Raw genomic sequence first — 20,690 nt, forward strand, 5'->3', positions numbered from 1 at the left:
ACGCCACCGATCTTTCGCCGCTTGCGAGACTATCTGGCCCTGAACGAGGTGATCAAGCCTTCCGCCATGCGGACGAACTGCGCGCTCGGGCCTTCGGCGCCGACGCTTTGCATGCTGACGCGGGCGCCCTCGAGCAGCAGCGACAGCGTATCGGCGAGAAGCTCTGCCTGGCCGATGCCGGCATCCCGACACAGGCCGACCAGACGGTCGCGCTGGGCCTGCTTGAGTTCTTTGATCACCCGACGGGCCGGATGGTCGGTCTCGCTCAACTCGATGGCGGCGTTCGCCATGTCGCAACCGCGGCCGTCCATCATCAGGCAGTCGGCTGCCATCCGAACCCAGGCGTGCAGTTGCGCAAGCTTGTCGCCCGGGTGCTCGGCCTCGAACTTTTGCCACATCGCGTTGGCGCTGCATGCGGTCGCCCGCAGGCACTCGATGACCAGATCGTCCTTGGACTCGAAATGACGGTAGAGCGTCATCTTGTTGGTACCGGCGGCCTCAGTGATCGCGTCGACGCCGACGCCCTTGATGCCATGCTTGTGGAACATATCCCGTGCCGTCTCCAGGATGCGATCCCGGGGGCGGATGCGTTCCGCAGTACCGTCTTCCATCAAAACCTCCTTGGTTTCCGGGGTTTCCGAAAAATCCCTCGGTACACCTCTTGACTAGGGTGTTACCGGTCTGTAACTTCTAGATGTTACTTACTGGTAACACCCCCATTGCCTCGTGTCAATCTCGCAGGCGCCTGTGAATAGCCTCCGCCGAATCGGCCCAGGCATGAAACTGCGCCCCAGGCGACTTTGGCCGCGAACAGGAAGACCACCCGATCTGCGGCGTACGCCGCAGATCGCCAAGCCAGGAGCCGCTACGATGTCGCAGCGCAAGGATTTGACGATCGACGAAGTTGTGAAGGATCCGATGATCCGGATGCTGATGAAGGCCGACCGTGTCGACCCGCGCTCTTTCGAGACAATGCTGCGTACCCTTGCGGATACGCAAGGCCGCAGCCGCAAGGCGACGCCTCGTTTCCTGGAAGACCCGGGGCAAAGCCGCAGCCGACGGCTGTCCAGAGTGGCCAAGGCCTTTGGCCAGGCGAGAGCATCGGGCGAGGCGTACGTGTCATGGTAAACTTCTTCATCCACCGACCGATCTTCGCATCGTCGATCGCCATCATCATGGTGCTCGCCGGGGCGATCTGCTATTTCCTGCTGCCTGTCTCGCAGTTTCCCGACATCACGCCGCCTCAGGTCGTGGTCAGCGCCAACTACCCGGGCGCCAGTGCGCAAGTCGTGGCCGACACCGTCACGACGCCGCTTGAACAGCAGATCAACGGCGTTCAAGGCATGACCTATATGTCGTCGTCGAGCTCCAATGACGGCTCGTCGACGATCACCGTTACCTTCGAGGTCGGCTATCCCCTGAGCACCGCCGCCGTCGATGTCCAGAACCGCGTCTCACAGGCGGCGTCCTCGCTGCCGGCCATCGTCAACCAAGGCGGCGTGACGATCAAGAAGCAGAACCCGAACTTCGTCCTGATCGTCAATCTCACCTCGCCCGACGGCTCCGTCGATCCGGTCGCGCTCAGCAACCTTGCCTACCTGCAAGTGGTCGACCCGCTGAAGCGCCTGCCCGGCGTCGGCGACGTGCAGATATTCGGCGAGCGGCGCTATTCGATGCGCGTATGGCTCGATCCCGACAAGCTCGCCAATCTCGGCATCACCGCCGTCGATGTCCAAAACGCCATCGCCGAGCAGAATGTCCAAGTCGCGGCCGGCAAGATCGGACAATCACCGGCGCCGGCCGGCACCGCTTTCGAAATGCAGGTCAACGCCGTCGGCCGACTGAGCGATCCCAAGGAATTCGGCGACATCATCGTGCGCGCCGATGCCGCGAACGGTTCGCTGGTGCGGTTGCGCGACGTTGCGCGCATCGAACTCGGCGCCCTGCAATATTCGTCGTCGGCTTTCTTCGGCGAGGACCCGACCGTGGTGCTCGCGGTCTACCAGATGCCGGGCTCGAACGCGCTCGATCTGCAGCAGCGCGTCAAGGACAAGATGCAGGAACTGTCGGCCCGTTTCCCCAAGGGCGTCAGCTACGCCATGCACTACGATACGACACGTTTCGTTTCGGCATCGATGCACGACGTGCTGGTCACGCTCGGCGAGGCGCTGGTCCTGGTTGTCGCGGTGGTGTTCATCTTCCTGCAGAGCTGGCGCACCACGATCATCCCGACGATTGCGATTCCCGTGTCGCTGGTGGCCACGCTCGTCGTCATGTACATGTTCGGCTTCTCGCTGAACATGCTCAGCCTGCTCGGCATGGTGCTGGCGATCGGCCTCGTCGTCGATGACGCGATCGTCGTCGTCGAGAACGTCGAGCGCCAGTTGGAGGCCGGCCTCAAACCGCTGGCTGCCACGCGCGCGGCGATGGCCGAGGTTACCGGCCCGATCATCGCCACGACCGCCGTGCTGATGGCCGTGTTCGTGCCGGTCGCCTTCATACCCGGCGTTTCCGGCCGGCTCTACAACCAGTTTGCGCTGACGGTGGCCATCTCCTTCGGCATCTCCGCCTTCGTCTCGCTGACGCTCACCCCGGCGCTCAGCGCCGCCTTTCTACGCCACCGCCCGGCAACGCAGTTCGTGCTGTTCCGCTGGTTCAACACGGGCTTCGACCTGATATCGCATGCCTATGCCCATGGTGTGCGCTTCCTCATCCGCCTACGCTGGATCATGCTCGGCATATTCGCGGCCGGGCTTGTCGCCACCTATTTCGTCTGGCAGCGCCTGCCCTCGACCTTCCTTCCGGTCGAGGACCAGGGCTATTTCTTCGTGGTCATCCAGTTGCCGGATGGGGCATCGCTGGAACGCACCGACGCGGTGGCGCGGAAGGCACGCGATATCCTGCAGAACACGCCCGGTGTCGACATCGTCGGCTCGATCAGCGGCTTGAACTTCCTCACAAGTGCCGCCCAGTCGAACTCGGCGGTGGAATTCGCCATCCTGAAACCATGGGACGAACGCGGCCCTGACCAGAGCGCCTCGAAGCTCGTTGCCGACGTGCGCTCGAAGCTCATGGAACTTCCGGAAGCGTTCGCGCTGAGCTTCGATCCGCCTTCGATTCCGGGCATCGGCACGACCGGCGGTTTTGAGTTCCAGGTGGAGGACCTGACCGGTCGCGGCAGCGCTGCGCTCAACGACGCGACGCAAGCCGTGCTGGCCGAAGCGCGTAAACAGCCCGAGCTTAACCCGCAGCAATTGTTCTCGTCGTTCTCGACCTCGACGCCGCAGTTCAACTACGACCTCGACCGCAATAAGGCGAAGCTGCTCGGCCTCAGCCTGCCTGACGTGTTCAACACGCTGCAGATCTATCTCGGCTCGCTCTATGTGAACGACTTCAACCTGTTCGGCCGCACCTTCCGGGTGACGATCCAGGCCGACAAGGATGCGCGTGCGGGTGCCGCCGACATTTCGCGGCTCTATGTGCGCAATGCCTCCGGCGGCATGGTGCCGTTGAGCACGCTCGGCAAGCTGGTGCCTATCGTCGGCCCGGAAACCGTCCCGCATTACAACAACAATGCGTCGGCCCTGATCAACGGCGGTGCCGCACCCGGCTTCTCCTCAGGCCAGGCGGTCGCCGCGATGGAACGTGCCGCCGCCACGGCACTGCCGAAGGATTTCGGCTACGAATGGACCGGGATCACCTATCAGGAGCTCAAGGCCGGATCGATCGCCTCGATTGTCTTCGGTCTCGCCATGGTCTTCGTCTTCCTGATCCTCGCCGCGCAATATGAGAGCTGGGCCATGCCTTTCATGGTCCTGCTCGCGGTGCCGCTTGCCCTGTTCGGTGCGTTTGTCGCCCTGTTGATGCGCGGCATGCAGATCGACGTCTATTCGCAGATCGGCTTCGTCATGCTGATCGGGCTGGCGGCGAAGAACGCCATTCTGATCGTCGAGTTTGCCCGGCGCCGGCGCGAGGAAGGCCTCAGCATCGTCGACGCCGCAATGGAAGCGGCGCGCCTGCGGCTGCGGCCCATCCTGATGACCGCTTTCGCGTTCATCCTCGGTGTGCTGCCGCTGATGTTCTCCACAGGTGCTGGTGCAGCGAGCCGCCAGTCGATCGGCACCACCGTCTTTGGCGGCATGGTCGCAGCGACGATCCTGTCGCTGGTGTTCGTGCCGGTCTTCTATGCGGTTATCGAGCAGCTGCGCGAGCGCGGCAGCAAGAGCGAACCCGTTGCCGAACCGACTGAACCGACTGCCGAACCCGCTTTCGAGCGATTGGCCGAAGCGGCCGAATAGGATTGGAGAATTGATCATGCGTAAATGGAAAATTGCATTGGGAGTGGCCGTTGCCGTTGGAGCGATCTCGGTGGCGAGCGTTCACTTGCTCGACATGGGCAATTTCGGCCTCAACGCCGGTACGGCAGGAGCAGCGACGCCCGAACCCGCGGCGCCCGAGCCCACAGCGTTTGTCATGCCGGTGCCGGTGGTTAGCGTAGTCAAGAAGACGATCCCGATCTATCTCGACTATGCGGCCCGCACAGAGCCGATCCGCAGCATCACGCTGCAGGCGCGCGTGCCCGGTTATCTGCAGGAGCAGGTCGCGCCCGACGGCAGCGATGTCAAGAAGGGCGATCTTCTCTACAAGATCGCTCCAGAGGATTTCCAGGCTGCCCTCGACCAGGCGAAGGCTCAGGTCCAGCGCGACGAAGCAACGCTCGACTATGCGCGTTCCAACCTTGGTCGCGGCACCGAGCTGGCCAAGAGCGGATACATCGCCAAGGATGCGTTCGACCAGCGCACCAGCAGCTTGCGCGAGGCCCAGGCCTCGCTCGCCGTGAACCAGGCGGCTGTGCGGACCGCCGAGCTCAATCTGAGCTATTCGGAAATCAAGGCGCCGTTCGCCGGGCGCGTCGGCCGCAACCAGGCCTCGGTCGGAACGCTGGTCAGCGTCGCCGGCACAGTGCTCAACACGCTGGTGCAGCTCGATCCGATCTATGTCACCTTCAATCCGAGTGAAACGGATCTGGTGCAGATCGAGGAAGCCCGCGCGGCGGGGCCCATCGATGTCGACGTCCTGCTTCCCGGCGATACGGAACCGCGCCACAAAGGTCAGCTCACCTTCATCGACAACACGGTCGATCGTTCGACCGGCACCATCACCGCACGGGCGACGATCGGCAACGCCAAGTTCACGCTGCTGCCGGGCCAATATGTTCGTGTGAGATTGCACATCAAGCAACAGCCCGATGCACTAATGGTTCCGCAGACGGCGTTGGGATCGAGCCAACTCGGCAAGTACCTCTACGTCGTCGGCAAGGACAACACTGTCGACCAGCGCATCGTTTCGCTCGGGCCGACCAATGGCGATCTGGTGGCGATCTCGAGCGGCGTATCGGAAGGCGACCAGGTAATAACAGGCAATCTGCAGAAGATCGGCCCGGGAATGCCTGTCTCGCCGCTGCCACAGAAACCGGCGGCCTGATACCCCCCATCAGGCCCGGTCCAGCGGCGCCCCCGGCTATGCCGAGGGCGCCGTTTTGCTGAGCAGTTCGACAAGGCCGGCGACATCGGCGCGATCGGCCTTGGCCGGCGGTATGAAGGCGCAATAGGGATGGCCGAGCCGGACCGAGACCGACGACAGCGCGATCAGCCGGCCCGCTTCCAGATCGGCGCGGGCCATGATCCTCTGGCCAAGGGCTATTCCGAGACCCAGCCGGGCCGAGGTGATCGCCAGGCTGGACAGTCCGACGCGCCGCCCATGCGACGGGTCAGGCGAGCGGCTGCCGCCTGACGCCGAAAACCAGTCCGCCCATGTCGGATGCGAGGCATAGTTCGGACCCCAGTTGGTATGGATGAACATGCTCTCGTGCACATCCGCCAGGCTGGAGGCACCGTCGCCGTATCTCTGCCAAAAGTCCGGCGCGCAGACCGGCAGGACATCGTCATGGACGAGACGGACGAGCCGCAGGCCGGGATAGTGATAGTCGCCATAGCTGATGCGAAGATCGATGCTCTGGCGCACCAGGTCGACGGGATCGTCTTCGACCCTAACGTCGATCGCCATTTGCGGGAAAGCGTCGAGAAGCACGGCCAGCCTCGGCGCCAGCCACAATTCGGCCAGCGAGAACGGCACGCTGACGGCGAGACGGGTTTTTAGGCTGCCATCCAGCATGCGCCGCCCGATCGCCGCGATGTCGCCCAGGGCGCGCGCCGTCTGCGGATAGATCGCATGACCGGCGTCGGTCAGCGCGATGCGGTTGCCGCTGCGCACGAACAACTGCTTGCCGAACCAGGTCTCGAGATTGCGGATCTGCTGGCTGACCGCCGCCGAGGAGACGCCGAGTTCGGTGGCGGCCAAGGTGAAGCTGCCGGTGCGCGCCGCGACCCCGAAGGCCTTGATCGCGTTCAGCGGGGGGAGCCGTTCCATCGAGTCTTCCCTAAGTTTTTCCTGCGGAAGACTAATAATTTTCGCCATTGAGAGAAAGATTTTTTTGCCGTCTTCTGTGTCCAAACCTTGGAGCATGAGACGATGAAAGATATTCTCGATCTGGACCGGTACCCGCTCGACCGTGAAGGCAGCGCCGAGTGGAAGCGCCTCGTGAAGACCTCGATTGCGGCGCTGGAGGCCGACGGCATGTTCAATCTCGAAGGTTTTTTGCGGCCCGGCGTAGCCGAACGGGCGGTGCAGGAAATCCAGCCTGTCATGGCGACGCGCTCGCACATGCACAAGCGGATGCACAACATCTACTTCAAGCCTGATATCCCGGAGCTCGCCCCCGACCATCTCGCGCTGCGCAAGGTCGAGACCATCAGCCATACGGTCTGCGCCGACCAAATTCCTGATAGCCTCGTCCTCGCCATCTACGAATACGAGCCGCTGCTGCGCTTCCTGGCGGCGGCGATGGGAAAGACGCGGTTGCATGTAATGCAGGACCCGCTGGCGCGCACCAATGTGATGGCCCATCGCGCCGGCGAGGCGCTGAACTGGCATTTCGATCGCTCGGAATTCACCACGACCCTGTTGTTGCAGGCAGCGCAACGCGGCGGCGATTTCGAATACCGCACCGATCTCCGCTCGGACGACAATCCCAACTACGACGGCGTCGCCAGGCTGCTCGAAGGACGCGACCCCGAGGCAAGGATACTGCGCATGATGCCGGGCACGCTGAACGTCTTCCGCGGCAAGAACACCGCGCATCGCGTGACCACTGTCGAAGGCGAATACGAGCGCATGATCGCGGTGTTCTCCTACTACGAGAAGTCAGGCGTGATGTTCAGCGACGAGGAGCGCATCGGCTTCTACGGCCGGGCCGCCTGAGGCCGAAGGCGCCGACATTCTGCCTGGAATCGCGAGTTCACAAATAGCCCTTGTTAGATTGTCGACAATCTGCTTGTCTGCGCCTGTTCCTTCTGGAGTGGCCGAATGGGGAAGCTGGATTTCCCTCCGATCGCGGATACGACAAGGCGCGCTGAGATCGTGGCGCTGCTCAGGCGCGCGATCCTGACCGGCCAGCTGGAACCCGGGCAGAAGCTCAACGAACTGAGGATTGCCGACCAGATGCGGGTGAGCCGCGCGCCGCTGCGCGAGGCGATGCGCGAACTGGTGCAGGAAGGCATCCTGACCAGCATTCCCTACGCCGGAACTTTCGTCATCGACGTAACCGCCAAGGATATCGACGACGCCTATTCGCTTAACAAGGTGCTGGATGAGTTCGCCATCGAATTGACCTGGCCGTTGCGCGACCAGCGCTTCTTCGACGAGCTCGACCGGCGCCACGAGGCGGTAAAGCAGGCGACGCGCGACCGCGACACCACAAGGCAGATCGAAACGGCCCTGCAACTGCATGGGCTGATCCATGAGTGGGCCGACAATTCGGTTCTGCTCGAGACCTGGCAGCGGCTGACCAGCCGGCTGCAGATGTATTTTGCCCTCCACCAGCGGGCGCGCAAAGAGCCGGTGCCTGCCGAAGACATCCACGAGACCTATGTGCAACTGCTGAAGGGCGCCGACATTCGCGCCGCCCAGCGCCACGCCCGCGAGCATATCGACCTCGATTTCGAAGAACTGCTCGCCTATGCGCACAGCCTCGAACAGCGCGACTCCAAGGGCGCCAAGGCCGATCGCGCTGGCCCGACGCGCAACCGACCAGACGGCAGCTGAGTCGACAGAAGCCGCCAATTGGCGGCTTCGTCGCGACATCACAGACAACGGACAGAGAAATTGCAGATCAAAACCATCAAGGCCTACCGTGTCGTGCAGCCCTTCGTGGACGGGCCCTATCGTATGTCGAAAGGGCGTGTCGCCGACGCGTTCGACGCGGTGATCGTCGCCATCACCTCCGACAGCGGGCTGACCGGCTGGGGCGAGATGGCGCCGCTCGGCAATTTCTACTCGCAGGCATTTGCGGCCGGCGTTCGCGCCGGCGTCATCGAAATTGCACCGCATCTGCTCGGCCACGATCCTCGCGCGTTGGCCAGTATCGGCAGGCAGATGGACACGGTGTTCAAGGGCCACCCCTACATCAAGTCGGCGCTGGACATGGGATGCTCGGATCTCGCGGCACGCGCCGCCGACATACCGTTGGTGACGCTGCTCGGCGGGCGCGAGAGCGAGACGGCGGAGCTCTACAAGGTCGTCACCCATGGCACGGTCGACGCCATGGCGGCACTGGCCAGGCGCATCGTCAAGGACGGGTTCCACCGGCTGCAGGTCAAGGTCGGCGGCAAAGTCCATGACGATATCGAGCGCGTCACCGCAGTCGCCGCTTCGGTGCCGAAGGGCACGGTGATCTTCTGCGACGCCAATGCCGGCTGGACGCCCTATCAGGCGCGCCAGTTCACTGACGCGACGCGCGCCATCGACTACACGTTCGAGCAGCCCTGCACCACGATCGACGAATGCATGTCGGTGCGCCGCTCGCTCGACAAGCCGATGGTGCTCGACGAATCCGTCGCCTCGCTGGACGACATGCTCGACATCCACCGCAAGGGCGCGGCCGACGGGCTGACGCTGAAAATCTCGCGGCTCGGCGGCGTGACCAAGACGCGGCAGATCCGTGACCTTGCCGTCGATCTTGGTTTCATGATCACCGTCGAGGACACCGGTGGCGCCGAGATCGACACATCAGCCATGGCGCATCTGTCGCTGTCGACGCCGGAGGAGCGCCGGCTGCACGCCATTGCCTTCCACGAATGGGTGACGGTGCGCACCGCATCGAACAAGCCGCCGGTTTCAGGAAACCGAATGGGCATTCCGGACGGGCCGGGCCTCGGCATCGACGTTGTTCCCGACCTGCTTGGCGCGCCCTTCTTCGAGGTCGGCAGCTGATATACTGGCATGCGCCGAGCATGCCGGCTGGCGCTATCTGTTGCGCGGCTCCGTCGTTAGCGATTGGCGCAGCGGCAGCTGAGCGGCCATGAAACAGTTTTTCGCCGCACTCGCTCGCTTGCGAGAAGCGATGTCTCGATCATCGCCGTCTGCATTCTAGACTAAGATCACGCATTCCTCTCCGCTCCTTAGCTTGCTGCGCAGCCAAGCCGCATGCCAAGGGCGCACAAGTTGAAATCACAGAATCTTGGGGAGACGGCTGCCGAATTGCAGGTTGAAATATTTTTCATTTGGAAATAGGAATGTTCAAAATGATGACTTCGACGCTGCGGCGCGTCAGGAACTGGAGGAAGCGACATGGCCCATCCGCAATTTGCAGCGGAACTTTTGCAGCGCGCTGAAAAGCAGGGACCGATCACCATCGGGCTTGCCGGCGCCGGGCAGATGGGCACCGACATCGTCGTCCAGGTGGCGTTGATGCCGGGCATGCGGATCGGCGCCATTTCCGAGGTCAGGCCGCAGGCGGCGATCGACGCAGCACTGCTCGCCGGCCACGACCGCTCGGACATCGTGCAAGCCGGCAATGCAGCGGCTATCGATCGCGCCATCGAGGCCGGCAAGATCGCGGTGACCGAAGATTTGCATGCGCTGGCGGCGGCAGGCCGCATCGACGTCATCATCGACGCGACAGGCAATCCCAACATCGGCACGCTGTTTGCGCTCGAAGTGATGAAGAACGGCAAGCACATCGTCATGCTCAACGTCGAGGCCGACATCACCATCGGCCGCTTTCTTAAGGAAGAGGCGCGCAAGGCCGGCGTCGTCTATACGGGTGCCGCCGGCGACGAGCCCGCCTGCACGCTGGAGATCATCGGCTTTGCCAAGAGCCTCGGCTTCAACATCATCGCCGCCGGCAAGGGCAAGAACAATCCGCTGAAGATCGACGCCATGCCGGCCGACTACGAGAAGGAGGCGGCCGAGCGCAACATGAATGCGCGCATGCTGGTCGAATTCGTCGACGGTTCGAAGACGGCGATCGAGATGGTGGCGATCGCCAATGCTACCGGCCTGGTGCCCGATGTGCCGGGCATGCACGGCCCGACCGCGACGCTGGAGGAACTCGCCAGCGTGCTCTGCCCGCGCGAGGATGGCGGCGTGCTGCATCGCAAGGGCGTGGTCGATTATTCGATCGGCAAGGGCGTGGCGCCCGGCGTGTTCTGCATCATCGAGACCCGGCATCCGCGCGTGCTGGAGCGTATGATCGACCTCAAGGTCGGCAAGGGCCCCTATTTCACGATCTTCCGCCCCTATCACCTGACCAGCCTGGAAGTGCCGCTGTCGGCGGCGCGCGCCGTGGTCTACAAGCGCGCCGACATGGAGCCGCTCGACCATCCGGTCGCCGAGGCGGTGGCGGTTGCCAAGAGCGATCTTGGTCTTGGCCAGTCACTCGGCATGATCGGCGAGAACGACTATCGCGGCTTCGCCATGACCTGGGAAGACGCACGCGCCCGCGGCGCCCTGCCGCTCGGCCTCGCCGAGCGCGCCAAGGTGGTCAAGCCGATCAAGACCGGCGACTTCCTCACCTATGAAAATTGTGTACCCGACGATTCGATGGTGATAACCCAGATCCGCCGTCGTCTCGACCAGTCGGACGGACGGTTCGTTACGAACGCCGCCTAGATCCGCTGGATTTCCGCCTGATGGACGATGTCGTAATCGGGATCGACGCCTCGACGACGGCCGTGAAGGCGATCGCTTTCACGCGCGACGGCGAGGAACTGTTCCAGGCGCGCGAAGCCTATCCGCTTTCAAATCCCAAGCCCGGCCATTTCGAGCAGGATGCCGAACATTGGTGGACCGCGCTGCTCGGTGCATTGAAGCAGGTCGCCGAGGCGGTGGGCGCTTCGCGAGTGGCGGCGATCTCCATCGCCCACCAGCGCGAGACCTTTACGCTGATCGATCATGCCGGCAAGCCGCTTATTCCCGCGATCCTGTGGCTGGACGAGCGCGCCCGTCCGCAAGTCATCAGGCTTTCAGCTGAACTTGGCCGCGAGGCGATCCGCGACTGGAGCGGCAAGCCGCCGGACCCGACGCCCGCGCTCTATGCGATCGCCTGGCTTGCCGAACACCAGCCGCAAGCGCTCGACGACGCAGCCGCACTCGTCGACGTGCACGGCTTCTTCGTCCACCGGCTGACCGGAAGTCTGGTCACCAGCACGGCAAGTGCGGATCCGCTCGGGCTGCTCGACATCAAGAATGGCACTTGGCACCCGGAGCTCGTCGAGGCCGCAGAACTGCGGCCGGACCAGTTGCCGCAACTGGTCGCGCCCGGCGCGATCTGCGGTAGGCTTAGTGAAAGCGTGGCCAGGCTGACCGGCCTGAAGCCCGGCACGCCTGTTGTCGCCGGCGCCGGCGACGGCCAGGCGATGGGACTCGGCATGGGCGTCTATGGCGAAGGCAAAAGCTATCTTTCGCTCGGTTCGGGCGTCGTCAGCGGCTGTTATTCCCATGGGATGGCGACGTCGGACGCGTTTCGAACGCTGGTCTCGCCCACCGGCTCGGGGTTCATGCTGGAGACCGTGCTGCGCTCCGGCATGCAGTTGGTCGACTGGATCGTTCGCACCACCGGCTCGCCGTCGGCCGCAGCGCTGGAGAAGGCGGCGGTGGATGTCGCCGCCGGCAGCGAGGGCCTGCTCGTCATGCCGTATTGGGCGGGCGTCATGAGCCCCTATTGGGACGGCGCGGCGCGCGGCGCCATTGTCGGCCTGTCGTTGGACCATGAGCCGAAGCACCTTTTTCGAGCGGTTCTGGAAGGCATCGCATTCGAGCAGGCGATCGCCAGCGAGGCAATGGAAACTCAAGCCGGCGGCAAACCGGCGGCGATGATAGCTGCCGGCGGCGGCACCAACTGCGCCCTGCTGATGCGGATCATGGCAAGCGTGCTCGAGCGACCGCTCTCCGTCTCGCCGGTCAACGAAGCCGCAGCCCTTGGCGCCGCCATGCTGGCGGCTTCGGCCGTCGGATGGTTCGCCTCGCCCGAAACGGCGGCCGAGGCGATGGCCGTGCCGCCGACCAGGCATGTCGACCCCGTCGGCGAGCTGGTCTCCGGTTACCGCGCGCGCAAGGCGATCTACCGCGACCTCTATCAGGCGACGCGCGACATCCATGCCCGCCTTGAGGCGCTAAGCAAGGTTTAGCGGTTGAGCAGGCCCTTGGCGGCATCCTCGTCGGTGATCAGAACCGATACTTTGGTGTTGGCGAGCGCCGCCCGCATGATCGCGATTTTTTCCTGCCCTCCCGAAACCAGGATGATGGCCGGGATATCCGACAGGTCCTGCAGCGGATAGGCGCAGACCCGGCGGTTGACCTCATGATCGACGAGCCGGCCCTCGGCGTCGATGAAATGGCATAAAATATCGCCAACTGCACCAGCCGTCTGCAGCTCCTCGAGTTCGCTGGGCTTGATGAAGCCGTAATTGGCGATCGGACTGTCATTGGAAAACGATCCGACGCTGAGCACGGCGATGTTTGCCCGGCGCGCGCGGAAGACGACATCCTGAACGCTGCGCTGGCTCATGAAAGCTTCGCGCTGCTCCGGCCTGTCGGCATAGACCGGCACCGGCAGCAGAAAGCACTCCGCACCGATCTTTTCGGCGAACTCCCAGGCGCTCTCGGTCGGGTTGAGCGGCTGGGCGTGGGTGAGGCCGCCCAGCATGGAGACCACCGTGGTCCTGGCGATCGGCCGCCGCGGCAATTCATTGATGGCGAATTTCAGCGTCCGCCCCCAGCCCAGTGCGATGACATCGCCGGCATTCACATTGTCGGCCAGATAGGCGCCCGCGGCATGGCCGATCATCAGCGGCGCGTTGCTTCGGTCGGCGGCCGACGGCACCACAATAGCCTGGCTGAGCCCGAAGCGCTGCTTCAGGGCCTCTTCCAGCACCATGCATTCGACGACGCTGTCGCGGATGCGGAACTGGACGACGCCCTCCTCACGCGCGGCGGAGAGAATGCGATGCACCTTGATGCGGCCGATGCCGAGGATCTCCGAAATCCTCTCCTGCGTCAGACCCTCGACATAATAGTGCCACGCGGCACGGGCCTTCAACTCGGCATCCGGGAAGCGCGGGGCCTTATCATTCTCCATCATCGCCATCTTTTTGCCCTTCCGCGGTCGTCCAGATTCTTCAAAGCCATTCAGATGGCGTATCCGACCGAGCGGCACGAAATCGTTCCGTGTGCCCAGGGTTCAGGATTTAAGACATTCGACAGGATATCGTCCACAACGCCAGATGAAACCCAAAATGGTCAACAACTACTTCGTCTTGGCCGTCCTGCCCTGGTCCAGCAGCCGAGATGAATTCGCAGGATGAGACCGGAACCGAAACGCGGCATTTCGTGCCCTTCCGTATGACAAACCGCCCGGCGGCGCAAACCGGCGTGGAATGATGCGGCGGGCCTTGACAATTTTCCGACGAACAGTTTAGCTGAACAAAATTGCATACTAAAGATAAATTGTTCACAGGGAGGTGCCTGGTGAACAAGGCTGAGCCGGCGACGCATCGCCGGATCGCTGATGGAGGAGACAAGATGGCTCTGAGCAACGGTGCAAGCGAGTTGAAGGCCGGCCCAAGTGCGCAGGCCGCGGCGGGCGCGAAGCTTTCGGCCCTGTTCGCCGGAACCTTGGGACCGCTGATCGGGCTGGTACTGCTGTGCCTTGCGCTGTCGATGACCACCGACACGTTCCTGACCGTCCGCAACATCCTCAACGTGCTCGACCAGGTCACCGTGCTCGGCATCATGGCGATTGGTATGACGTTGGTCATCCTGATCGGCGGCATCGATCTTTCCGTCGGCTCCGTGCTGGCGCTCGCCGCCATGGTGATGGGGTTCGTCGCCCATCCTGACCATCTCAATCTCGGCATGCCCGCCGGCATCGTCACAGCGCTTGTCGTTGCTGGACTTTGCGGGCTGGTTTCAGGCCTGCTCGTGACCGTCACCAAGCTGCCGCCCTTCATCGCCACGCTGGCCATGATGTCGGTGGCGCGCGGTCTCGCCAACATGATCACCGACGGCTCGCAGATCATCGGCTTTCCCGACTGGTTTACCAGCCTGTCGATCATCCGCCATTTCGGCTTCCTGTCGGTCACCGTCGGCTTGATGATCGTGCTGGCCATCATCTTTGCGATCTTCCTGAACTATCGCGCGACCGGCCGCAGCCTCTACGCGATCGGCGGCAGCGCCGAAGTCGCCCGGCTGTCCGGCATACCGGTCAAGTCGCTGACCAACTGGGTCTACGCGATCTGCGGCGTGCTGGCCGGGCTTGCCGGCATCGTGCTTGCGGCACGGCTCGATTCCGTCCAGCCGAGCTCCGGCTTCGGCTACGAGCTGGACACGATCGCGGCGGTGGTGATCGGCGGCGCCAGCCTGTCGGGCGGCATCGGCTCGATCGGCGGCACCGCGATCGGCGTGCTGATCATCGGCGTGCTGCGCAACGGGCTGAACCTGCTCGGCGTGTCGCCCTTCATCCAGCAGGTGGTGATCGGCGTGGTGATCGCGCTGGCGGTGGCCACGGATACATGGCGGCGCAGAGCACAATGAAGAATGGGCGCAATGAAGAGCGGGGCGCAATGAGATTCACCCGGATGTCCGGGCGAAAACGGATCGGTGATCCGAAACTGGGAGTTGTTCGGCCAAGGGGCGCCGTGATGCGCCGGCGGGACAGATTGAACATCAACGGAGGAAACACATGCTGACCAAACGTTCATTGCTGCTTGCTGCCGCGGCCGTCATTCCGCTGCTCGGACTGTCCGAGATGGCGTCGGCCAAGGAGGCCAAGAAGCTTGGCCTTGCCGTCGCCAACCTGCAGGCCGACTTCTTCAACCAGATCAAGCAGTCCGTCGAAGCCTACGGCAAGGAAAAGGGCATCGAAATCGTCACCGTCGACGCCAAAGGCGATTCGGCGACCCAGGTCAGCCAGGTGCAGGACCTGATCACGCAGAACATCGATGCGCTGATCTACATCCCGGCCGGCGCCACCGCCGCCACCGTGCCGACCAAGACGGCCAAGGCGGCCGGCATCCCGGTCATCAATGTCGACCGCAACGCTGAAGGCGCACCCGGCGACACCTTCATCGCCACCAACAGCGTGGCGTCGGCCAAGGCGGTATGCGACTACATCGCCAAGCAGGCCGGCGGCAAGGGCGAGCTGATCATCATCCATGGCCAGAAAGGCACGACGCCCGAGGTCGACCGGTCGAAGGGCTGCGGCGAAGCGCTGAGCGCCTATCCCGACATCAAGGTGGTCGGCGAGCTATGGAGCGAAGGCTGGCATCAGGACGAAGGTTTCAAGCTGACGCAGGACCTGCTGCAGTCCCATCCCGACGTATCGATCGTCATCGGCCAGGCCGACGCGCTGGCGCTCGGTGCTGCGCAGGCGGTCAAGGTCGCCAATCCCGGCCACAAGGTCTGGGTTGCCGGCTTCGACGGCGACGTGGCGGCGCTCAAGGCTCTGAAGGGCGGCGTTTTTGACGTAACCGCGACGCAGCAGACACAAGGCATGGGCCGGCTTTCCGTCGATGCGGCGATCAAGCTGGTGGCCGGCGAAACCGTTCCCGCAGAACAGCTGCAGGACGCGACGCTGACCACCAAGGACAATGTCGATCAGTTCATCGCCAAGCATCCCTGATCCCAAAGAGTCCGGCAGTTGATGAGCGGAACGATGTCCTTGGATCCCAGCCACACGCAGACCCCGCATCTGGGGCTGTTCGTCAGCGGCCTCTGCAAGAGCTACGGACCGGTCCAGGTCCTGGCCGATGCGAGCTTCGAGGTGCGGCCGGGCGAGGTCGTGGCGCTGCTTGGCGAAAATGGCGCAGGCAAGTCCACCGTTTCGAACATCATCGCCGGGTCGACCAAATCCGATGCCGGCACCATCACATGGCGGGGGAAGCCCTATTCCCCCGCCTCTCCCGCCGCCGCCATCGACGCCGGTGTCGGCATGATCCACCAGGAACTGAAGCTGCTGCCGGATCTGTCGGTCGCCGAGAACGTCTATGTCGGACGCCTGCCGATGCGCGGCGGCCGCATCGACCGTGCGGCCATGAATGCGCGGGCATCGGCCCAACTGAAGCGGCTCGGCCTCGACGTTTCGCCGGAACGCAAGGTGCGCACGCTGCGCATCGCCGCCCAGCAGCAGGTCGAGATTGCCAAGGCGCTGACGCTCAATGCCGAGCTTCTGATCTTCGACGAACCGACAGCAGCGCTTGGCAGCGAGGAAACGGAACTGTTGTTCCAGCAGATCCGCAAGCTCAAGGCGGAAGGCATGTCCTTCATCTATATCAGCCACCGGCTGGACGAGATCGCTGAGATCGCCGACCGCGTGGTGGTGATGCGCGACGGGCGCATCGTCGCCCGGCACGAGCGCGCCGACATTCCGGTGCGCACCGTGGTCGAGCAGATGGTCGGCCGCAGCGTCGAGCGGATGTTCCCGCCGCTGTCGGTGCCAGGCGATGAGGCGCTGCTCGAAGTCGAGAACCTGTCCTCGCCGGAACGCAGCTTCCAGAATGTCAGCTTTTCGGTGCGGGCCGGCGAAATCCTCGGCATCGCCGGACTGATCGGCGCCGGCCGCACGGAGCTGGTGCGGGCGATTGCCGGCGCCGATCCGATTTCGTCCGGCTCGGTGCGTGTCGGCGGGAAACCGGTTCACCTCAATGACCCAGCGGCGGCGATCAAGGCCGGGGTCGTGCTGGTGCCGGAAGACCGCAAGGCGCAAGGCGTGGTGCTCGACCAGACCATCGGCGAGAATCTGGCGATCGGCAATTTCGACCATGTCGCGCCGAATGGATGGGTGTTTCCGAAGGCGGTACAGAAATTCGCCGAGGCCGGCATTGGCCGGCTTGGCGTCAAGGGCCGGCCTAACCAGGCGATCAGCAAGCTTTCCGGCGGCAATCAGCAGAAGGTGATCATCGCCAAATGGATTTCACGGCCGCCCAAGGTATTCATCCTGGACGAGCCGACACGCGGCATCGATGTCGGCGCCCGCGCCGCGATCTACGATGTCATCGCCGACCTCGCCCGCTCCGGCATGGCGGTGGTGGTGGTGAGTTCCGACCTCGAGGAAGTGCTCGGCCTGTCGCATCGCGTGCTGGTGCTGAGCCGTGGCCGCCAGCGCGGAATTCTCGACCGCAGCGAAGCGAACAACGTCGCCGTCATGGAGCTCGCCACAAGCTGACGGCGGCATAAAGGATCGGAATAAAGCGCAGCAGGTGATACGCTCCCAAGCACCGGACCGCGCGGGGCGCCAGTCGAGAATGGCGCCCTTCCTTCCTAGGCAGCACCGGCGGCTCAACAGGAAACATTTCGATGAAACTATTCGATCTTCATGGGGACGTTGCCCTCGTCACCGGCGCCGGCAGCGGCATCGGCCAAGCAATCGCCATCGGCCTGGCCGAGGCCGGCGCCGACATCGCCTGTTTCGGCCATGCCTCGAAGGGCGGGCTGGACGAGACCGCGCACAGAATTTCGGCGCTCGGGCGCAAGGCGCTGGTGCTGTCCGGCACGGTGACTTCAGAGGCCGATCTCGCGGCGGCGATCGAACGCACGGAGAAGGAACTGGGCGCGCTGACCGTCGCCGTCAACAATGCCGGCGTTGCCGCGGCAGAGCCGGCCGAGACATTGTCGCTGGAGAAATGGCAGAAGCTTTACGACGTCAATGTCAACGGCGTGTTCCTGTCCTGCCAGGCCGAAGCGCGCACGATGCTGACGCGGCGCAAGGGCTCGATCATCAACATCGCCTCGATGTCGGGCTCGATCGTCAATCGCGGCCTGACCCAGGCGCATTACAATTCATCCAAGGCCGCCGTCATCCACATGTCGAAGAGCCTTGCCATGGAATGGGCCGATCGCGGCCTGCGCGTCAACGTCGTCAGCCCCGGCTATACGCTGACGCCGATGAACAAGCGGCCGGAGGTCGCCGACCAGGTCAGGATCTTCGAGCGCGATACGCCGATGGGGCGCATGGCGGCGCCGGAAGAGATGGTCGGCCCGACCGTGTTCCTGGCCAGTCGCGCTTCGAGTTTCGTCACCGGCATCGACCTGATCGTCGATGGTGGCTTCGTCTGCTGGTAGGAGAAAAAATGCAGAAGCGATTCCAAGGGAAGACGGCGGTCATTACTGGCGCCAGCGGCGGCATCGGTGCGGCGATGGCCAGGCGCTTTGCGGCGGAAGGTGCTGCGGTCGTTGTCAGCGCCATCGACGCGCGCATCGACGAGATCGCCGCCGGCCTGAAGGCGGAAGGCGCCAAGGTCGCATCGCTGCGCATGGACGTGACCAAGAAGGACGAGGTCGCCGCCCTCTACGATCTGGCCGAACAGCAGTTCGGCCGCGTCGACATCTCCGTACAGAATGCCGGCGTCATCACCATCGCCAGGATCGAGGCGATGACCGAGGCCGAATGGGACAAGGTAATGGCGGTCAACACCAAGGGCGTGTTCCTGTGCTGCCAGGAGGCGATCGCGCGCATCCGCAAACATGGCGACGGCGGCAGGCTGATCAACACCGCATCCGGCCAGGCGCGACAGGGCTTCATCTACACGCCGCATTATGCCGCCTCGAAATTCGGCGTCGTCGGCATCACTCAGAGCCTCGCCAAGGAGGTTGCTAAGGAGAAGATCACCGTCAACGCGATCTGTCCCGGCATCATCGACACCGACATGTGGGTCTATAACGACGCGGCATGGGGCAAGCTGATTGGCGATTACAAGCCCGGCGAGTTGATGGCCGAATGGGTGAAGAACATCCCGATGGGCCGCGCCGGCAGCGGCGAGGACGTTTCCGGCCTGGTCAGCTTTCTGGCCAGCAGCGACGCCGCCTACATCACCGGTCAGACCATCAATGTCGATGGCGGGCTGATCATGTCGTGAGCAACGGGGCAGGTTCACGCGTCAATCTGCTGATATAATCGGCAGGCGGCGAAACTGCAGCCGAATTGCGCGATTCGCGCCGCGTTAGTCGTTGCGCGACATGAACGTTGGTATATATAATTTCATCCCATGAAAATGGCTTCGGCGACTGCCGGCAGCCGACATCATGGGAACTTGATGGCTCGCAAGATTGAGGGCGCCGCAAGACCGGCGATCGATCCGCAGATCACTGCTTCGGCTGCACGGCAGCCATGACGCGGTCCCGTCCCGCACGACATCTTCATCGAATTGGGCATCATTGCGTCTGCGCCTACTTCAGCGCCGACAGCAATTTGGTGCCAATGGACTTGCGCAACGATCAGCTTTTCCAACACAATCAAAAAAGACGCAAGAAGGGAACGAACGATAACTTCCACCAGAGCTTGACAGGAGAACAGGCATGTCACTTCGGAGTATGATATCCAGATTATCAATGGGAGCTTTTGCGCTTGCCGCGGCAAGTGTGCTGACGCCTTCGGCTCAGGCTGCGGCGCCAGAATCCAACGACCCGATCAAGATCGCGCTGTTCGACTGGACCAGCGTCAATCTGAACGCAAAGATCCTCGGCGGCATTCTGGAAAAGCTCGGATACACGGTCGAGTACCCGACCGCCGACTATCTCTCCAGCCTGACCACCGGACTTACCAATGGCGACCTCACTGTCGCGCTGGAATTCTGGGACACGACGGCCGGCGAAGCCATGAAGGCCTCCGATGCGACCGGCCAGACCGAACGCCTCGGTGCGCTCCGGCCCAAGGCCAAGGAAGAATGGTGGTATCCCGAATACATGAAGGAGAAATGCCCGGGCCTGCCGAACTGGGAGGCGCTGAAGGACCCGAAATGCGCCGAAGCCTTCTCGACGGCGGAAACGGCGCCGAACGGCCGCTATCTCGGTGGCCCCGTGACGTGGGAAGGTTTTGACGACGAGCGTGCCGCGGCGCTGAAGCTGCCCTTCACCGTCATCCACGCCGGCACCGATGCGGCGATGTTCGCCGAACTGGATTCGGCCTATCAGCGCAAGGCGCCGATCATGCTGTGGGTCTATTCGCCGCATTGGGCGCCGGCTAAATACAAGGGCGAATGGGTCGAATTCCCCGACTATACGCCGGAATGCTACAACGATCCGAAATGGGGCGTGAACCCTGAAGCGAAATATGACTGCGGCAAGCCGCATGGCGAGATCTGGAAATATTCCTGGGCCGGCATGAAGGACAAATGGCCGGTCGCCTACAAGGTCGCGAAAAACTACACGGTCGACACCGACGAGCTCAACAAGATGAGCGGCGAGATCGATCTCGAAGGCAAGACGCCGGAAGACGTCGCCGCTGCCTGGATCGCCGCCCACGAAGCCGACTGGAAAGCCTGGGCCGAGTGATCGTTCCAACTGGAAACTGCGAGATC

Annotated in this window: 17 protein-coding genes; 14 read left to right on the forward strand and 3 right to left on the reverse strand. The window is 63.3% G+C overall.

Annotation, left to right across the window (positions count from 1 at the left end; translation table 11 throughout):
- Positions 1 to 29 precede the first annotated feature (29 nt).
- Positions 30 to 611 carry a TetR/AcrR family transcriptional regulator gene (locus AC0L3I_RS31505; protein ID WP_473529519.1) on the reverse strand — a complete coding sequence of 194 codons (582 nt, stop codon included), beginning with the start codon at positions 609 to 611 and terminating at the stop codon, positions 30 to 32.
- Positions 612 to 870: 259 nt separating this feature from the next.
- On the opposite strand from AC0L3I_RS31505, the gene AC0L3I_RS31510 reads away from it, so the two are divergent.
- Genes AC0L3I_RS31510 through AC0L3I_RS31520 form a run of 3 tightly spaced genes read left to right on the forward strand, consistent with a single transcriptional unit; the run spans position 871 to position 5,484 of the window.
- Positions 871 to 1,128: a hypothetical protein gene (locus AC0L3I_RS31510; protein WP_473529520.1), complete on the forward strand. Its 258-nt coding sequence runs from the start codon at positions 871 to 873 to the stop codon at positions 1,126 to 1,128.
- Positions 1,122 to 4,298 carry an efflux RND transporter permease subunit gene (locus AC0L3I_RS31515; protein ID WP_473529521.1) on the forward strand — a complete coding sequence of 1,059 codons (3,177 nt, stop codon included), beginning with the start codon at positions 1,122 to 1,124 and terminating at the stop codon, positions 4,296 to 4,298. The genes AC0L3I_RS31510 and AC0L3I_RS31515 overlap by 7 nt, the downstream gene beginning before the upstream one ends.
- A gap of 16 nt (positions 4,299 to 4,314) precedes the next feature.
- A complete protein-coding gene (locus AC0L3I_RS31520; protein WP_473529522.1) occupies positions 4,315 to 5,484 on the forward strand; it encodes an efflux RND transporter periplasmic adaptor subunit in 1,170 nt (389 codons plus the stop codon).
- Positions 5,485 to 5,520: 36 nt separating this feature from the next.
- Here AC0L3I_RS31520 and AC0L3I_RS31525 read toward each other — a convergent pair whose 3' ends face one another.
- Positions 5,521 to 6,429 (reverse strand): LysR substrate-binding domain-containing protein, encoded by a 909-nt coding sequence (locus tag AC0L3I_RS31525; protein WP_473529523.1) that lies wholly within the window; start codon positions 6,427 to 6,429, stop codon positions 5,521 to 5,523.
- Between the two features lie 102 nt (positions 6,430 to 6,531).
- Between AC0L3I_RS31525 and AC0L3I_RS31530 the strand changes: the two genes are divergently transcribed.
- The 5 genes from AC0L3I_RS31530 to AC0L3I_RS31550 all read left to right on the forward strand — a co-directional run bounded on the left by AC0L3I_RS31530 (position 6,532) and on the right by AC0L3I_RS31550 (position 12,527).
- Positions 6,532 to 7,320: a HalD/BesD family halogenase gene (locus tag AC0L3I_RS31530; RefSeq protein ID WP_473529524.1), complete on the forward strand. Its 789-nt coding sequence runs from the start codon at positions 6,532 to 6,534 to the stop codon at positions 7,318 to 7,320.
- 105 nt (positions 7,321 to 7,425) lie between these two features.
- Positions 7,426 to 8,163, forward strand: a complete 738-nt coding sequence (locus tag AC0L3I_RS31535; RefSeq protein ID WP_473529525.1) for a GntR family transcriptional regulator — start codon at positions 7,426 to 7,428, stop codon at positions 8,161 to 8,163.
- Positions 8,164 to 8,223: 60 nt separating this feature from the next.
- On the forward strand, positions 8,224 to 9,330 hold the full coding sequence (locus AC0L3I_RS31540) for a mandelate racemase/muconate lactonizing enzyme family protein (protein WP_473529526.1): 1,107 nt from the start codon (positions 8,224 to 8,226) through the stop codon (positions 9,328 to 9,330).
- Positions 9,331 to 9,687: 357 nt separating this feature from the next.
- Positions 9,688 to 11,010 (forward strand): NAD(P)H-dependent oxidoreductase, encoded by a 1,323-nt coding sequence (locus AC0L3I_RS31545; protein WP_473529527.1) that lies wholly within the window; start codon positions 9,688 to 9,690, stop codon positions 11,008 to 11,010.
- A gap of 20 nt (positions 11,011 to 11,030) precedes the next feature.
- Positions 11,031 to 12,527: a xylulokinase gene (locus tag AC0L3I_RS31550; protein WP_473529528.1), complete on the forward strand. Its 1,497-nt coding sequence runs from the start codon at positions 11,031 to 11,033 to the stop codon at positions 12,525 to 12,527.
- Here the strand turns inward: AC0L3I_RS31550 and AC0L3I_RS31555 are convergent.
- Positions 12,524 to 13,480, reverse strand: a complete 957-nt coding sequence (locus AC0L3I_RS31555) for a sugar-binding transcriptional regulator (protein WP_473529529.1) — start codon at positions 13,478 to 13,480, stop codon at positions 12,524 to 12,526. The two genes, AC0L3I_RS31550 and AC0L3I_RS31555, sit on opposite strands and share 4 nt — an antisense overlap.
- Before the next feature lie 440 nt (positions 13,481 to 13,920).
- On the opposite strand from AC0L3I_RS31555, the gene AC0L3I_RS31560 reads away from it, so the two are divergent.
- The 6 genes from AC0L3I_RS31560 to AC0L3I_RS31585 all read left to right on the forward strand — a co-directional run bounded on the left by AC0L3I_RS31560 (position 13,921) and on the right by AC0L3I_RS31585 (position 20,664).
- Positions 13,921 to 14,931, forward strand: a complete 1,011-nt coding sequence (locus AC0L3I_RS31560) for an ABC transporter permease (protein WP_473529530.1) — start codon at positions 13,921 to 13,923, stop codon at positions 14,929 to 14,931.
- 148 nt (positions 14,932 to 15,079) lie between these two features.
- On the forward strand, positions 15,080 to 16,018 hold the full coding sequence (locus AC0L3I_RS31565; RefSeq protein ID WP_292191281.1) for a sugar ABC transporter substrate-binding protein: 939 nt from the start codon (positions 15,080 to 15,082) through the stop codon (positions 16,016 to 16,018).
- 33 nt (positions 16,019 to 16,051) lie between these two features.
- Positions 16,052 to 17,560 (forward strand): sugar ABC transporter ATP-binding protein, encoded by a 1,509-nt coding sequence (locus AC0L3I_RS31570; protein ID WP_473529531.1) that lies wholly within the window; start codon positions 16,052 to 16,054, stop codon positions 17,558 to 17,560.
- Between the two features lie 131 nt (positions 17,561 to 17,691).
- Positions 17,692 to 18,456, forward strand: coding sequence for an SDR family oxidoreductase (locus AC0L3I_RS31575; RefSeq protein ID WP_473529532.1), 765 nt, complete (start codon positions 17,692 to 17,694; stop codon positions 18,454 to 18,456).
- An 8-nt stretch (positions 18,457 to 18,464) separates the two neighbouring features.
- Entirely contained in the window at positions 18,465 to 19,250 is a 786-nt protein-coding gene (locus tag AC0L3I_RS31580; RefSeq protein ID WP_473529533.1) for an SDR family oxidoreductase, read from the forward strand.
- A 439-nt stretch (positions 19,251 to 19,689) separates the two neighbouring features.
- Positions 19,690 to 20,664, forward strand: coding sequence for an ABC transporter substrate-binding protein (locus tag AC0L3I_RS31585; protein WP_473529534.1), 975 nt, complete (start codon positions 19,690 to 19,692; stop codon positions 20,662 to 20,664).
- Positions 20,665 to 20,690: the final 26 nt, after the last annotated feature.

Source organism: Mesorhizobium sp. WSM4840 (assembly GCF_055811755.1).